Consider the following 16,611-nt stretch of genomic DNA (forward strand, 5'->3'; position numbering starts at 1 on the left):
ATCTAGATTTTAAAAAGAGTCGAGTTGTCTCGACTTTTTTTTTTACTGTCCAAATAAAAAAGCAGAAACCGGGATAGGGTTTCTGCTTTAAGGGATAAGTCTCTTTTCATTAGGGGGAGAAAAGAGAATGAAATTTTAAGTTTACTTAAACGACTAAAAATAGTATACCAACTTCACGGATTTAGTTCATGAAAGCATGGTGAAGTTTTTACGGTACTTTTATGAAAAATTACTTATTTAGTAAGCGATTAATTTAATGCTTCTACAATCGCTTTGTTGAAAGCAGGTAAATCTTCAGGAGTACGGCTTGAAATCAGTCCGCTTTCATCCGTTACTACTTCAGCATCTACAAAGTCTGCGCCAGCATTTTTTAAATCAACAGCGACTTGTTTAACGGCTGTGATTTTTTTGCCTTTTACAACTTCTGCATTGATCAACAGTTGTGGACCGTGACAAATCGAGAAGATAGGCTTTTCGTCATTTGAGAAAGCTTTTACGAAAGCAAGGAAACGATCATCTTTACGAAGTTGATCTGGAGAAAAACCGCCTGGAATCAGTAAAGCGTCAAATTCTTCAGGTTTTACATCGTCAATCCCTTTATCGATAGTGACAGACGCTTCGCCTTTTTTACCTTCAACTGTTTCACCAGCTTCAAATCCGATGGTAACGACTTCGTGACCAGCTTCGGTCAAAGCTTCATTTGGAGAAGTAAATTCTGAGTCCTCGAATAGTTTGGTAATGACTGTTGCAATTTTTTTACCCATAAAAATCCCCTTCACTTTTTGTATTTTTGATCTATTTTTAGTGTAACGAAAGTAGAAACAGGCTTCAAGAAATTGAACTTACAGAAAAAAGGTGCCACGGAACAAACTTCATTTGGTTTTCAAAGATTAAGTGATATGATGAAAGAGAAAAGAATGCTGAATGGAGTGGATGATTTGATGAAACTGAATATTGCTTTAATCGCTCATGATAAAAAGAAAGATGAAATGGTAAAAATGAGCATAGCGTATAAAGAAATTTTAAAAGATCACACCCTTTACGCTACTGGGACAACGGGTGGAAGAATTGTTGAAGCTACAGGACTTTCTGTTCACCTATTCAAATCCGGCCCACTAGGGGGAGACCAGCAAATAGGAGCTTACGTATCAGACAATAAAATAGATATGATCATCTTTTTGCGTGATCCTTTGACATCACAACCTCATGAACCAGACATATCTGCTTTACTGCGCCTTAGTGATGTGTATGAGATCCCGCTAGCCACTAATCTTGGAACAGCTGAGATGCTGCTGCTCGGTTTAGATGCCGGATTTTTAGATTGGAGACCGATCGCTAAAAAAAGAGAAATAGATCCTGCAGCTGATCCTCTTGACGACAATTAACATTAACAAAAAAACAACACCCGCTATCAATAGCGGGTGTTGTTTTCGTTCGCCCAGCATGGGCGAACTCTAACGGGTGCAAGTCCCGAATGCGACCTGACAGTGGTAAGCATATAGCTGACGGCAAGGGTGTCCACCGTGAGGTGGAATCTGAAGGAAGCCTAAGGCAAAACTCTGGTCTGACGAACAGAAATCACATAAGAGGTGAGTCGAGTGGATAAGGCTGCGAAAGAAGCTAAAGTCCGATAACTGTCCTAACTCGAAGCATAAATGTGGCAGATAGATGGAGTGAAAGAGTTCGCACCTTAACTGGGGAGGTCTCATGACGTTATACCAAATACACTTAGTGATAAGTGCTTGACTCATGAGAAGTCAGCAGAGGTCGTAGTAGTGAAGACAGCTAGTGAAAGCTAGAAAGAGCGAAGGACCGAACAATTTTATCGTTACAAACATCTTTATTGGAGGCCGCCAAAGACTATTGGCTACGACAGCGTAAAAGTAGATAGCTGCCTTACGAGAGCAGAAAAGGAGTAACAAGCATGCAGGAAAACAGGACACTGGATAGAATCCTATCCAGAAATAATTTAAACGAAGCCTTTCGACAAGTGGAACGGAATAAAGGTGCCGCAGGCATTGACGGTATGTCTATCGAAGAGGCTAAAGAATATCTTCGTCAGCACAAAGAAGAGCTTATTCAGACTATTCGTCAACGTCACTATCAACCTAAACCTGTCAGAAGAGTAGAAATACCTAAACCATCGGGTGGGGTCAGACTACTGGGTATACCGACAGTGGTTGACCGAGTTATTCAACAAGCGATTGCACAAGTTCTCACACCCATTTTTGACGAACACTTCCACAACAGTAGTTATGGATTCCGTCCAAACCGCAACGCCCATATGGCTATAGCGCAAGGGCTAAGAGATATGAACGAAGGTTATCACTGGATTGTCGACATTGATTTAGAGAAGTTCTTTGACACTGTTAACCATGATCGACTGATGAATCTAGTTTCTCGGAAAATAACCGATGGTGATGTGATATCATTGATTCGGAAATATCTCGTGAGTGGCATTATGGTAAACGGAGAATATGAGGAAAGTCCAGTTGGCACTCCCCAAGGGGGAAACCTCTCGCCATTATTGAGTAATATCCTCTTAAATGAACTCGACCAAGAACTAGAGAGAAGAGGTCTACACTTCGTGCGATACGCAGATGACTGCATTATCCTCGTTAAGAGCGAATTCGCAGCAAGGCGCGTAATGCGTTCGGTTACACGATATATTGAGGAAACTCTGGGTTTAACTGTGAACACGAGTAAATCGAAAATCATTAAACCTAATGACCCAACCTTTAAATTCTTGGGATTTGGATTCTATTGGTCGAAAGCAGATAAAGGCTATCAAGCAAAGCCTCATGCCATATCAATCGAGACGTTTAAATATAAGCTTCATCAGCTAAGCAAGAAAAGCTGGGGCATTGATATGGCTTACCGCATCGTTAAATTGAATCAAGTCATCAGAGGATGGGTGAACTATTTCAAAATAGGAAATATGCACACAAAACTCAAGAAAATAGCGAGTCATCTTCGTTATCGACTGAGGATGTGTATCTGGCACCAATGGAAAACAGCCAAAAATCGAAGAAGAGCCCTCACTAAACTAGGGATGAGCGACTACAACGCCTACATGAATAGCCACAGTTCCAAAGGAACTGCCCGAATAGCCCTGTCCTGGGTTATGACAACCACAGTAACCAATAAGATACTAGCCTTCAAAGGTCTAGTATCTCCAGATAGTTACTATTTAAGACAAAAGCATGTTATATGAAATTGAACCGCCGTATACCGAACGGTACGTACGGTGGTGTGAGAGGACGATAAATAAATTAATTATTTATCTCCTACTCGATTATTATAAGCCGCATTTCAATTGTGCATTGCAGTTGGTACATGTATTGCAGCCGCCTAAATCTTCAACGGTTCCTTGACGACAGATCGGACATGTGTCGCCAACCTCATTTCCGTAAGAAACTTCTATATCTGACGTTGAAGTTTGTGGAGAGGATTCAACCGGTTGTTCAACGATTGATGAAGATTCGTCATTCCAGTTATTGTCTTCAGCTTTCAAAGTCAAGACTTGAGTATCACGACTTCCGTCAACATAGACTGTTCCGCCTTTTGCGCCGCCATTGTACAATCGCTCGTAAACTTTTTGCACTTGTTCTACGCTGTACCCTTGAGGAGCGTTAACTGTTTTAGAAATCGAACTGTCTACCCAGCGTTGGATTGTTGTTTGTACATCCACATGCGCTTCAGGAGAAAGTTCCATAGCTGAAACGAAATAGTCCGGCAAGTTTTGAGTGTCTGCTTCAGGATGGTTGTCCAAGTATTCTTGAACGATATCTGCTTTGACTTCAATAAATTTGCCTAAACGGCCGCTTCTAAAGTAAGAGAAAGAGAAGTAAGGTTCTAACCCTGTTGCGACTCCTACCATGGTTCCTGTTGAACCTGTCGGCGCTACAGTCAATAGGTGAGAGTTGCGGATACCGTGTTTCAATACACCTTCACGAATGTGTTCAGGCATGTCTTTCATGTAGCCGCTGTTGATAAAGTTTTCTCTCAATTGTTGAGTTTCTTCCTGAGAAGCACCGATTAAGAATGGGAAACTTCCACGTTCTTTAGCTAATTCAATAGAAGCTTCGTAGGCAGAAACCGCAATAGTTTGGAAGACTTGGTCAACTAATTGGTTCCCAGATTTAGAACCGTAAACTTCTCCTGCGTAAATCAATAAGTCAGCTAGTCCCATAACACCTAAACCAACTCGACGTTCGCCAAGGGCTTGTTTTTCATTTTCTGGTAAGAAATAAGGAGTAGCATCGATAACATTGTCTTGCATTCTTACACCGGTCTTAACAGTTTGAGTCAATTTGTTAAAATCGACTGTTTTCGATTCTTTATCTACCATCAAAGCCAAGTTGACAGCAGCCAGATTACAAACTGAATAAGGTGCTAGCGGTTGTTCGCCGCATGGATTAGTAGCCACGACTTTTTGGCCGTAAGCTGCAGCATTGGTTTTCTTGTTGGCATTATCAATGAAGAAAACTCCAGGCTCAGCAGAGTACGTAGCGCAAATGTTGATCAGTTTCCATAACTCTCGAGCTTTCACGCTGCGGTAGACACGGACACCATGTCCTTGAGCTTCCCATTCGCGCACATCTCCACAATCTGCCCAATGAGTATTGTAGTAATCCATTTCTTCAGGACTGTAATTTTCAACATCCGGGAATTTCAATTGGTATTCTCCATCATTTTCTACAGCTTCCATAAAGTCGTCTGTTAAACAAATAGAGATGTTAGCACCTGTTAAAAAGTCTGGTTTATGAACAGAATACGTTCCTCCAGCCGTTAGTTTATCTTCAGCTTCTTTTATCGTAGCTGCATCAAATCCGCCCGTTCCAGGAATATGTTTGTAATTCAAAATTCCTCGGTATAGAGCTTTTTCTTTTTCTGTAAAAGGTGTAAATTTCAGTTTTTCCTGAGCTAGTTCTCTGATTTGCTCATCTTCTGTTTGTTCGATCAAGAATCGAAGAATACGCGGATTCTGCATCTTAGAGATGATGAATTCGATAATGTCAGGGTGCCAATCAGTCAGCATGATCATTTGAGCACCTCGACGGCTGCCGCCTTGTTCGACCAAATGAGTTAGTTTAGCAATATCATCCAACCAAGATACAGAACCAGAAGACTTTCCGTTTACTCCGCGTGCTAAGGTATTTCTAGGACGTAAAGTTGAACCGTTCGTTCCGACACCACCGCCACGACTCATGATTTCCATGACTTGTTTACGGTGTTCTGAAATCCCTTCACGTGAATCTTGGATAAAAGGCATGACGTAACAGTTAAAATAAGTCACATCGGTTTCGGATCCTGCACCATACAATACACGTCCTGCAGGAACAAAATTCAATGATTTCAATTCAGTATAAAACGTATCAAAGGCTGCTGCCTTTTTCTCAGGATCAGTTTCAACAGAAGCTAAACCTGTTGCGTTTCGTTTAGCAATTTGTTCATAGAAGACTTCTAAAGGTTTTTCGATGGCATCGATGCTGCGTACGATTTCTCCAGACTCTCTTTCGTGATCGTGCTCTAGAATACTTCTGTACTCTTCTTCTACGATGACTGTTGCTTGATTTTTTTGATGATTCAACTCTTTGATGTACCCAACGCCTCGAGCAGGGTATTGCGGATCGTCTTTGATCGTCAAGACGACTAAATCACCAGTAGAAAGAGTTATTTTGGAAGTATCTTTAAATGAATAACGATCCAGCATAACTAAACGAGAGACCCCTTCAAAAGTCAGTCTCATATCCTCCGTGATAGGGTGAACTTGAGAGAACCCCTTTATATCCTTATTCAATTGTTCTTTATTTAAAGTAATTTTTGATGATACATTCATCGCCATAACCAGCACTCCAATCTGTAGAATATAAGTCCATAATCAAAGTAGTAGAACACTATATGTAGTGTATTTATTAATGATTATAATCTATATGTTGTGAAACCTCATCTATTATACCTCATAAAAACAAAGTTTTTTAGCCTTGATTTTGAGGAACGATTGTGCTTGTTATTTGAAAAGTATATGAAAGCTCGAGTAAACGAGTTTTTGAAAAAAAAAAAACTTAGAAAAAATATCTAAGTTTTTTGAATGGAAATTTTTATTTAAATTTCGTTTAGGAAGTCGAGGGCATAGTTGACATGTAATTCAGTAGCGATAGCCAATCCGTTTTCGTCAATATCAAAATTTTCATGATGATGTCCATACCAAGTATCTGGATCTTCCAGATTACGTGTTCCGACAAAAGCATAAACTCCTTGAGCAACCGCTAAAAAGTCAGCAAAATCATCTGCTCCCATGCTTTTTGGCACATCTGTAATAATATTTTCTTCACCAATGATTTGAGCCGCCACTTTTCGCGCCCGTTTTGCTGCAATCGAATCATTGATCAAAGGAGCAGCAGCATCATAATTCTCAAAGTCGATCGTTGTACGGTGTGCTTTTGCGACATCACGAGCGACTCGTTCCACCGCTTCCAAGACGAATCGGCGTGTTTCGTGGCTGAAAGTTCTTACGGTGCCTTCTAAACTAGCCTCATTTGCTACGATATTGTAACGAGTCCCGGCGTTTAAAACACCTACAGCTACAACAGCTTGATCTAGTGGATCGACTTCACGAGCTACGATGCTTTGTAATTCCACAGTGATAGCCGCTGCTGATAATAAAGCATCTTTTCCTAAATGCGGTTTTCCCACGTGACTGCTTTCTCCATGAACATTAATTTTAAAAATGTCGCACGAAGCATTAGAAGCACCGGAAGTGATTTCGATTTTTCCAGTAGGTACAGCAGAGGAGAGGTGGATGCCGAATACTTGATCGACATTGTCCACAAAACCACCTTGTACAAATTGACGAGCGCCTGCACCGATTTCTTCCGCTTGCTGAAAAGCTAATTTGACGGTGCCGTTGAAATCAGCAGCGTGATTTTTCAAAATTTTTGCTGCTCCTAATAAAGCTGCAGTATGACCATCATGTCCGCAAGCATGGTGTAAACCAGGCTTCAACGATTTATAAGGTTTGTCTTTTGCATCAGGCAACTCAAGAGCATCGATGTCAGCTCGTAACAGAATCGTTTTTCCTGGTCCTTTTCCGCCTGTAATAGTACCTATAGCACCTGTCTCGCCGACTGATTCAAAAGGGATGTCTAACTTAGTCAGTTCTTGCTTGATTCGTTTGATCGTTTCGTATTCTTTTAAACTAGGTTCAGGATGTTGATGGAAATATCTTCTCAAAGCGATGACCTCATCTGCCCCTTGTTGTATTTCTTCCTTAATAGTTGATTTGGTTAACGTTGTCATAATAAATTCCTCCTTGAAATTGGGGTTAGGTTGTAGTTATTTGATTTTTAAAACGCGTTGCGAAAGCCAAACTTTCTATGATTTCATTTTGGCTTTTTGGTGGTAAAGAGCACCACCTAAAAGCCAAAAGTGAACTCTACAAAAGTTTAAACGGCTTTCTCCACGCTCTGTCTAAAACGAGCTGCACAGAGCAGCTTTCGCGTTTATAAGCCAATCCCAACTGCCAGGTAAAAAGCACCTGTCCATTGGGATTTTCTTATACCCGATAGGCTAAACGCTTTTCTGCACTCTCTACTCTAAAACGCGTTGCGAAAGCCAAACTTTCTATGATTTCATTTTGACTTTTTGGTGGTAAAGAGCAACACCTAAAAGTCAAAAGTGAACTCTACAAAAGTTTAAACGGCTTTCTCTACGCTCTGTCTAAAACGAGCTGCGCAGAGCAGGCTTCCTATGATTTCGTTTCCTCTTTTTTATTGGGAAGAACACCCAATGAAAAACGAGGAAATCGAACTCTACGGAATCCTTAACGCTCTGCTCCGCTCTCTACCAAGCTGGGACGGATGATCCTTTTGAGGTTTCTTCTATGATTTCTTTGGTATCTTCTGATTGGTAGGCTTCGACTATTTTTTGGTAGACTTCGTTTTCTGTGTCTTCAGATTTTGCAACGATGATGTTGATGTAGGGTTCAGAGTTTTCGTCGACTGGTTCTAAGAAAATAGAGTCTTCTGTTGGGACGAATCCAGCGTCAACGGCCATACCGCTGTTGATGATAGAAGCCGCTACATCAGGAAGTGCACGTGCTGTTTGAGCAGCATCTAATTCTTGGATGTCTAGGTTCAAAGGATTTTCTGTAATGTCGTTTACAGTAGGTGTTGATCCTGCTTCAGGATCAACTGTGATCAATCCTGCAGTTTGCAGCAGTAATAATGCGCGCCCACCATTTGTAACATCGTTAGGGATAGCGATACTGTCGCCATCTTTGATCTCTTCGATAGAAGAAATGTTTTGAGAGTAGACCCCAAGCGGAGCGATAACCGTATTTCCAATGGCAGTTAGGTCGGTGCCGCTGTCTGCGTTATAAGAATCCAAGAATATTTGATGTTGGAAAGAGTTTAGATCTATCTCGCCTTCTGCTAGTGCATTATTTGGTTGAGCATAGTCTGTAAATTTGACTAGTTCCAAGGTAATCCCATCATCAGCTAATTTGTCTGAAACGAAATCCCAAACGTCTTGATCCTCACCGACAACGCCTAAAGTGACTGTCGTATTCTCGTCTCCAGAAGCTGCGTTGCCGCAAGCGCCTAGAATGAAAGCTCCAAAACCTAATATAATACTAGCGAATAATTTTTTGTTGTTTGTCATGTTAAAAACTCCTTTTTAGTTGTTTGATGGTAAGTATTAGTGACTGATTTTTCGAATCAAATAATTTCCGATTCCTTGACTGATAAAAACAAGCAAGAGAATCAAAACAGTAGCTACAAGAGTGACATCTGTTTGGAAACGATTGTAGCCTCTGGCAATAGCTAAGTTCCCTAGACCGCCTCCGCCAATAGCTCCTGCCATAGCTGTTAGACCAATCAAGTTGATGATTGTTAAGGAAGAGACACGAATAATCGGAATCAATCCTTCTTTCAAATAAACCCTAAAAATAATTTCTAGTGGAGTAGATCCCATGGCTTGTGCTGCTTCAATGATTCCTTCGTCGACTTCTAATAAAGCATTTTGAATTTGGCGAGCGAAGAAGGGAGTAGTCCCAACTACTAAGGGAACAATAGCGGCTGAAGTACCGATGGACGTTCCGACCAGCAGGCGAGTAAAGGGAACAATAAGGGCCATCATAATAATGAAAGGCAAAGAACGGAAAATATTGACAAATTGATCCAAGAAATTATAGATCCGTTTATTTTCAAGTATTCCATTAGGACTGGTAACTACTAAAACAACTCCTAAAAGAATCCCAAGGATACCTGCGACAGCTGCGGTTACAAGAACCATATAAATCGTTTGAAAAGTACTTTCGATCACTTCCTCTTGGATTTCAATCACATTTGGAAAATAGCGGGTTAAAAATTGCGACATAAGATAAGTCCTCCTTAACAGATTTTTTGTTTAAATTGAACGATTTTTTCGGATTGGTTTTTTAAGGTATCTATTGAAACGTCTTTGCTTTCTAAATAGGCAAAAGCCTTTTGTTTTTGAATAGGATCTCCGGATAAAACGACCAATAAATTGCCAACAGGAATTCCTTGTAAGATTTCTACATTCCCATAAAGAATATTGGTAGCGATATGGAAGCGACTGGATAAGTGAGAAATTAATGGCTCACTTGTATTAGTTCCGACATATGAAATATTTGCTAAAGTATCGTTTTCCTGCAAATTCAGCAAAGTAGGGTGGCTTAAGATTTTATCTAAAGCTTGGTCAATGTGTGTAGCTGTATTGATGAATTCTTTTGTAATGAGTTCTTTAGGTTGGGTGAAAATAGAAACGACATCGCCATTCTCAACAACGTGCCCATTTTCCATAACCGCTACTTTATTGCAGATTTCTTTCACGACTTGCATTTCATGAGTAATGATAACAATGGTCAAAGCTAATCGTTTATTCAGTTCTTTCAGCAATTCTAAAATCGAAAGAGTCGTTTTAGGATCTAGAGCACTGGTAGCTTCATCACATAAGAGAACGTCGGGATCATTGGCTAATGCTCGAGCGATCGCTACACGTTGTTTCTGACCTCCAGAGAGTTGAGAAGGGAAGGCGTCGTATTTATCTGAAAGACCCACCAACTCCAGCAGCTCAATCACTTTTTCTTTGATAGCTGTTTTGCTTAAACCAGATTTTCTCAATGGGTAAGCGATATTTCCAGCTACGATGCGCGAATCCATCAGATTAAAGTGTTGGAAGATCATTCCCACTTTTTTTCGCGCATTCCGCAGCTCTTTAGGGCTTAAAGCCAACATGTTTTGACCGTTTACCCACACAGAACCTTTAGTAGGTCTTTGCAGCAAATTGATCGTTCGAACCAAAGTACTTTTTCCTGCGCCGCTGTAACCAACGATTCCGTAAACATCCCCTTTATCAATGGAGAGGTTGACTTTTTCTACAGCGTTTATGGTTCCCTGCGTTCCTTTGAAAGCAACTCCGACATCTTTTAATGTGATCATTTTATTTTCCTCCTTTTGGTTTAAACGAGTTTCTCCACTTCAAAATGCGTTGCGAAAGCCAAACTTTCTATGATTTCGTTTCCTCTTTTTTATTGGGAAGAACACCCAATAAAAAAGAGGAAATCGAACTCTACGGAATCCTTAACGCTCTGTTTCGCTCTCTGTCTAAAACGAGTTGCGCGAGGCAGCTTACGTGTATATAAGCTGAGTTCGTCCTGTTAGGAAGTGCGCCTAACTGGTCGAATTCTTCTTATATACAGTAAGCTAAGCGCCTCACTCCACTCTCTAAAAAAAAGCGCTCGTCCTTTCTATAATTTGTTTATAGAAAAGGACGAACGCTTCTGTTCGTGTTACCACCTTTTTTCAAGATTCCTTCACAGAAATCTTCTCATCAAGTACCTAAACAGTTTTGTTTAGAGACTCTGGCACTGTAATGGGTGCATCCATGATAGCCTTATGTTTTCACATTCGGTATCCCGCTCGGAGGCCATTTTCCTTCTTCTCCAGCAAACCTGTTCTCAGCATCCAGGCTCTCTGTTGTTGCTTTACAAAGAAGTACTTTTCTCGTCATCGCATTTTTTCTGTATAAAATTGTAAAAAAAAAGTCGTCCTTAACAAAAGCCTGTAAAAGACTTTTGTTAAGGACGACAGCTTAATTTCGCTTCGTGTTACCACCTTAATTTGTAAATTCATCACTGAATTCACCTCATACAGTACTCAAGACCAACGCGTCTTTTTATACTGCGGCACTGTAACGGGTGCTCCCGTAATAAGCTATATCCTTTTTAGGGTAGTCGCTTATTCCACTCAAAGACCATCTTCTGCCAGGCTCCGCTGCTCATTTTCACCAACCATGAGCTCTCTAAAAGTTTTGCCAAAACGTACTCTTCTTTTCGTTGCGTTTCTTGTTGTTTAACTTGTGTCTTAATATAACGGTAATTTATGAGGATGTCAATAGAAAAATTTGAAAAAACTCATTTTTATTTTTTTGAATGCTGAAAAAGAAGATGAAAATTCTTCTTTAGTCTAAAATCAAATTCATTTCCTAAATGAACTTTGCTTTATTCTAGAAATGAAAAGTACATTGTAGAAAGGTGTGAAACATAGTATAGTGGTCTGTGGAGAATTTGAAATAATTCTTTAAAAATCAGAGTAGAAAATAAAGCGTCAAGTGCTGAATGGATGGGATGTTGCCTTCAGACGAAAAACCGACTAAGTTGGTTTGCGGTTTTATTTTTGCATTCGCTGCATAATTAATGTGTGGGGAGCTCTATAAAGGAGATCTTCAAGATGAAAGATATAAAATGGGATGCTAGGACCATCTCGAGAATTGCTTTATTAATGGCGTTAGACATAGTCTTAACTCGATTTATCGCCATTCAGACACCTATTGTACGGATCAGTTTCGGCTTTTTACCTTCCGCTATGATTGGGATGTTATTCGGACCCTTAGCTGCAGGGGTAGCTGGAGCACTGGCAGATTTAGCAGGGACATTTTTGTTTGGCAGTGGAGGACCGTTTTTCCCAGGCTTCACATTATCAGCTTTTCTAGGCGGACTGATTTATGGGGTATTTTTATACAAAAAGCCTAAATCTTTATTGCGTGTCAGTTTAGCTGTTGTTGTCATTACTGTTGTAGTGAACCTAGGATTGAACACATTGTGGGTCTATATATTGACTGAACAAGCTGTTGTGGCATTTTTCCCAGCTCGATTGGTTCAAAATCTGGTTTTAGCACCAATCCGTATAGCCGTGATTTATTTTGTAGCCAATAACCAAACGTTGCGCAGAGCGATGCAACTGACTGATTAAACACTGAATTGTAAAGTCGTTTCCAATAATGGAAACGGCTTTTTATTATTTTCTAAAACTGAAACACTAAATTATTTATGATAATCATTTCATCTGTTTTTCATTGTGTTATAATCTTGGTAAAAGATTCAATAACAAGGATTACGCAAAGAGAGGTGACGTAAGGTGATTGCAAAAACTATTTTTCTAGAAACCATAAAAAAAATGATGCGCAACAGCAAAAATCGGTTGGTTTTGATCGTGGCTTTGCTTGGGGTAATGATTTATTCAGGGGTAGTTCTTCCAAATAGTGAATCAATGGATACTGTAGATATGGAGCGGTTAGGTATTGATTTGCTGGGAAATAAAGGGTTGATGGAAAGCCAATTTGAGAAAGGAACAACAGAAGCCAACATCTTTACTGGAATGTCTACTTATGAGATGGCGAAAAGTAATTTTGAGCAGCAAAGGGCCTTTATAGGAGCGGTCAATACAGGTGATGCACGAAGATTTATCGAGTTGAATTACATACCGGAAGAACTTGCTAAAGAAATAGAAAATCATTACTTAAAGAATTCTGAAGAACCTCTTAAAGACTTGCACTACGATCGCAGCAATAAACAATTGAGGTTAAATAGTTACATAGAAGAGGTTCCGAATATCACCTTTCATCTCATTCAAGAAAAAACGGCTTGGCAGCAGATCCATTTATTCTTACTTCGCATTGGGCCGTTAGCTATTCTTATTTTGACGGTTTTTATGGTGAGTGATGTAGTGACTGGCGACAGAGATGCTCGAACACAAAAAGCAGGTATCCCTTATAGTTGGAGAAAATATTTGGCGGTAAAATCTGTCGCATCTTTTTGTTTTGTATGTGTGTTTTTTCTCGTGATTTTTTGCTGGTTTTTACTCGTTAATGGTCTTTTATTTGGGTTTGGAAGTTTGGCGTTAAAGGTGCCGGAGTATACCTATTCGTCAGATTACGCAACCAATAATGCTGTTTTTGGCTTAATGTCGATCGGAAATTTTTTGATTCAAGTCGTTCCTTTTATAGTCTTATTTATTTTCTTAATGATTCGTTTGACCGTATTGTTCAGTTTAGTGTTCAAAAATGAAGTTGTTGTTTTGATTCTAGGAATATTCGCTGTTGTTTTTGAAAAGATTTATTACAGCAGGCGGATGAGAGATATTTTTGGAATCGATTTAAGCTTTTTTCCTCAGACATATATGGATTTTGGCAAAGTTGTCAGTGGAGAAAAGAATTTTCTCTTGAATACAGACTCTATCACGGCTGGAAAAGGGCTGCTTGTCGTAGGAGCAACCATTCTGATCATTGAAGGTTTGTTATGGGTGACGACTAAGTATATTCCTAGACAACGATTCGTAAGGTAAAGGAGGAGAGTAAATGGGTTTAGCGAAATGGCATTGGTTGAAATTAGTGAGAGAATGGAAAACCAGAATCATTCTAATAGCATTCCTCATATTTTTTAGTTCTTTTTCTTTATTCTACCGTCAACAGAGTTTAGATCTGCCGTTGGATGAAGCGAGGAGTCAATACGAAGTTACACAGCAACTATTCCATATTATTCCTGAAGCGCATTTCGAAGGAGAGTTGGGCACTGAAGTGTATGATTTATTAGCTCAGCAACAACGACTTTACGGGATGCAGCGATACATTTTATCTGAAAAAGAAGGGAATACGGTCGAAGCTATGGTGTCGGTCGTTGATAATTATTTAGACAACGGACGAACGATTGCCGAAAATCAGCTTCGCTTATGGGAAATGACAGATTTTGAATCCTATCTCGTATTGACGGGTACCTTGCCGGATCGTGAGGAACTGCAGCAAGAGTTAGCATTTTATACGTATTTAGATGATCATCAACTTAATATTGAATGGAATCCTTACTCGGCCAGTCAAGTCTTGTATCAACAAGCGGAATTGATTGTAGGGATCGTCTTATTTGTATTTGCAGCTTTGCTGGCAGCGGATCGGTTCACGCAAGATCAAAAAAACAATTGGAGCGTCACTCAAGGAAACCCTATTTCTTGGAAAAAACAGTGGCACCAACGCAGTGCGCAGTTGTGGGGATTGATGTGGATAGTGACGGGAACGGGTATGTTGGTAAGTTATGGAGTCAGTGTAGTGCGAGAATCAACTGGCAGCCTCTGGTATCCCATAGGAGTATTCTTTGGAGAAAAGATCGAGTACATTGCGACTTGGCAATACATAGGAATGCTCGTTTTTTTGGGGATGATATTAAGCTACATCCTACTTTTGTTCAGTACAGGGCTGAGCTGGATGATTCGAAATATTTATTTGACCATCGGGTTAACCATCAGTGTTTACTTTATCCCATACATTTGGCAATTGATGGGACCATTTAGTTCATGGCAACCTTCTCTTTATTTGCACATTGTACCGGTCGTAAAAGGTGCAACTGCTGCTGAATTAGGGATATCTTCCATCAACACATGGAAAATAGTGTTGTCTTTTGGGGTGTGTCTGTTATTGCTGGAAGGAATATTTGCTTTGATTTTTCAATTGATTCCTACCAAGACGATGGGGTTGAAAAGGAGGGAAACGTCATGAGCTTAGAAATAAAAGGATTGCAGGTATCTTATGGTGAACGTTCGATCTTAGAGCAGATAAACATTCAATTAGAAAATGGGCAGATCGTAGGTTTGGTAGCTCCAAATGGAACAGGAAAGACATCGTTGTTCAATGCTGTTATGCGATTTATTCCGATCAAAGAAGGCCATATTTTGATTGATGGAAAAGAATATACTAGTTCGGATAAAGATGTGTTAGAGCTCCATAAACAGGTAACGTTTTTTCCAGATCAAGCAGATTTGCATGAAAATTTTTCTGGGAAAGAACACATTCAAATGTACGCGGATATTTGGAAGAAAAAGAATCGTTCTATCGAAGAAATCATTGACCGGTTGCAAATGAGAGGGTATGTGGATCGAAAAGTAGAGACTTATTCTTTAGGGATGAGACAACGGCTATGTTTTGCGATGATGATTGCAGCTGATACTCCGATCATGTTAATGGATGAAGTAATGAATGGCTTGGACCCGGAAAATGTGAATTTAGTATCGGAAACGTTAAAAGAGTTGAGAGAAACAAGTAAAATTATTTTCGTTTCTTCTCACTTATTGCACAATCTGGATGAGTACGCAGATCAAGTGATTTTCTTGAAAGATCGAAAAGTCCATTTTGTTTATCAGCGGCATGTAAAAGCTGCTGACTTCTATAAAGTGCTGTTGGACAGCGAGCAACAAAAGCTTTTGATGGATAAATGGAATTTACCACCAGGAACTATTTGGCTGAACCAAGATAAACTATGTATCCCTTTAGAAAACTATTCACCTCAACAACAGATAGAATTGTTCCAAGTTTTAAGAGAGCTGGAGACAGAGAGCTTAGAAGTTGGAGCATTAGGAACGGCTGAATATTATACACATCTTTATGGAGACTCTAAAACGACAATAGAGGAGGCTGCAGAATGAGTCGAAAAGGTCGGTCAATACTTCTCCAAACGAGTGTACTGTTGGTGATGAGTTTCCTGCTTTCTGGATGCGCAAGTTGGAAAGGCTTGATGCCGGAAAAATACGATGGAAAGACCGTTCAAAGAGACGAGACATCTATTGAAGCTTATTCAAAGGCAAAAGAAATCGTTGGAGAAAGTAAGGATTTATACATCTTGGAGCCGTTTAGTGAAAGTTTATTAAACCCTTCTCTGCCTCTAGAGGAGTCCGATTTCTTTAAAATAGAGGCTGGAGAATACATTGTGGGAGAAGATTTTCCGGCTGGAAGATATCAGTTTCGATACATGAATGAGCAGCTAGAACCTCATTTGATGAATAACGCAACTTTACGAGTGACAGACGAGAAAGACCAGCTGATGACAGAAGAACTGCTGACGCCTTATAAAATTGGTTATGTAGAAACGGATTTGTACGAGGGAAACAAAGTGTCGTTATCAGGAGAAGGATTTTCAGTAGAAATGGGAGCCAGCAAAGATTCAGCTTCACAGTTAGTTGAGCAACCACTAGAAGTAGGAGAAGTACTGCTCACAAATGGAGTCTGGGAAGTGGGAAAACAGCTGGAAGCAGGCACGTATGTTTTTACGGAGCTGCCTCCTGGCGGTTATCTTTACTTATTTGACAACACTCTTAATCCTAGAGTATTCGAACTTCGAGGACAAATGGAACTGAACGAAGAGACTGGGGAATTCATACCTGTCAAAACTCACCTGGAACTAACGTTGGAGAACGGACAAAAAATGTATTTGAAAGATTTAAATCAACCGTTAAAGTTTACAGCGAAAGATACATCAGAATAAAG

The 16,611-nt window shown here is 39.9% G+C and carries 13 protein-coding genes, 1 riboswitch and 2 other annotated features; of the genes, 7 read left to right on the top strand and 6 right to left on the bottom strand.

Annotated elements, in window-relative coordinates; genetic code table 11:
* Positions 1 to 248: 248 nt before the first annotated feature.
* Positions 249 to 764: a type 1 glutamine amidotransferase domain-containing protein gene (locus LMF32_RS07485; protein WP_188205285.1), complete on the bottom strand. Its 516-nt coding sequence runs from the start codon at positions 762 to 764 to the stop codon at positions 249 to 251.
* A gap of 183 nt (positions 765 to 947) precedes the next feature.
* Here LMF32_RS07485 and mgsA point away from each other — a divergent pair, with 183 nt between their 5' ends.
* Entirely contained in the window at positions 948 to 1,385 is a 438-nt protein-coding gene (mgsA, locus tag LMF32_RS07490) for a methylglyoxal synthase (RefSeq protein ID WP_230525095.1), read from the top strand.
* A gap of 539 nt (positions 1,386 to 1,924) precedes the next feature.
* A complete protein-coding gene (gene ltrA, locus LMF32_RS07495; protein WP_230524382.1) occupies positions 1,925 to 3,214 on the top strand; it encodes a group II intron reverse transcriptase/maturase in 1,290 nt (429 codons plus the stop codon).
* 84 nt (positions 3,215 to 3,298) lie between these two features.
* On the opposite strand, the gene LMF32_RS07500 is transcribed toward ltrA, so the two are convergent.
* The 5 genes from LMF32_RS07500 to LMF32_RS07520 all read right to left on the bottom strand — a co-directional run bounded on the left by LMF32_RS07500 (position 3,299) and on the right by LMF32_RS07520 (position 10,466).
* Positions 3,299 to 5,848 (bottom strand): vitamin B12-dependent ribonucleotide reductase, encoded by a 2,550-nt coding sequence (locus tag LMF32_RS07500; RefSeq protein ID WP_230524383.1) that lies wholly within the window; start codon positions 5,846 to 5,848, stop codon positions 3,299 to 3,301.
* A 260-nt stretch (positions 5,849 to 6,108) separates the two neighbouring features.
* Complete coding sequence (locus tag LMF32_RS07505) at positions 6,109 to 7,302, bottom strand: amidohydrolase (RefSeq protein ID WP_230524384.1); 1,194 nt, start codon at positions 7,300 to 7,302, stop codon at positions 6,109 to 6,111.
* Between the two features lie 543 nt (positions 7,303 to 7,845).
* A complete protein-coding gene (locus LMF32_RS07510; RefSeq protein WP_092481074.1) occupies positions 7,846 to 8,664 on the bottom strand; it encodes a MetQ/NlpA family ABC transporter substrate-binding protein in 819 nt (272 codons plus the stop codon).
* 36 nt (positions 8,665 to 8,700) lie between these two features.
* Positions 8,701 to 9,381, bottom strand: a complete 681-nt coding sequence (locus tag LMF32_RS07515) for a methionine ABC transporter permease (protein ID WP_188205292.1) — start codon at positions 9,379 to 9,381, stop codon at positions 8,701 to 8,703.
* A 14-nt stretch (positions 9,382 to 9,395) separates the two neighbouring features.
* A complete protein-coding gene (locus LMF32_RS07520) occupies positions 9,396 to 10,466 on the bottom strand; it encodes a methionine ABC transporter ATP-binding protein (protein WP_230524385.1) in 1,071 nt (356 codons plus the stop codon).
* Positions 10,467 to 10,790: 324 nt separating this feature from the next.
* Positions 10,791 to 11,046, bottom strand: a binding site (T-box leader).
* A gap of 57 nt (positions 11,047 to 11,103) precedes the next feature.
* Positions 11,104 to 11,372 (bottom strand) — a binding site (T-box leader).
* 240 nt (positions 11,373 to 11,612) lie between these two features.
* Positions 11,613 to 11,716: riboswitch (THF riboswitch) on the top strand.
* A 40-nt stretch (positions 11,717 to 11,756) separates the two neighbouring features.
* Here LMF32_RS07520 and LMF32_RS07525 point away from each other — a divergent pair.
* The 5 genes from LMF32_RS07525 (at position 11,757) to LMF32_RS07545 (ending at position 16,609) form a co-directional block, all read left to right on the top strand.
* Positions 11,757 to 12,278, top strand: coding sequence for a folate family ECF transporter S component (locus LMF32_RS07525; protein ID WP_092481071.1), 522 nt, complete (start codon positions 11,757 to 11,759; stop codon positions 12,276 to 12,278).
* Positions 12,279 to 12,443: 165 nt separating this feature from the next.
* Positions 12,444 to 13,649, top strand: coding sequence for a hypothetical protein (locus LMF32_RS07530; protein WP_230524386.1), 1,206 nt, complete (start codon positions 12,444 to 12,446; stop codon positions 13,647 to 13,649).
* A 13-nt stretch (positions 13,650 to 13,662) separates the two neighbouring features.
* Positions 13,663 to 14,850, top strand: coding sequence for a hypothetical protein (locus LMF32_RS07535; RefSeq protein WP_143084256.1), 1,188 nt, complete (start codon positions 13,663 to 13,665; stop codon positions 14,848 to 14,850).
* Complete coding sequence (locus LMF32_RS07540; protein ID WP_230524387.1) at positions 14,847 to 15,773, top strand: ATP-binding cassette domain-containing protein; 927 nt, start codon at positions 14,847 to 14,849, stop codon at positions 15,771 to 15,773. The genes LMF32_RS07535 and LMF32_RS07540 overlap by 4 nt, the downstream gene beginning before the upstream one ends.
* On the top strand, positions 15,770 to 16,609 hold the full coding sequence (locus LMF32_RS07545; protein ID WP_188205296.1) for a hypothetical protein: 840 nt from the start codon (positions 15,770 to 15,772) through the stop codon (positions 16,607 to 16,609). The genes LMF32_RS07540 and LMF32_RS07545 overlap by 4 nt, the downstream gene beginning before the upstream one ends.
* Positions 16,610 to 16,611: the final 2 nt, after the last annotated feature.

This window comes from Desemzia sp. C1 (assembly GCF_020882875.1).
Taxonomy (GTDB): Bacteria; Bacillota; Bacilli; order Lactobacillales; family Carnobacteriaceae; genus Desemzia; species Desemzia incerta.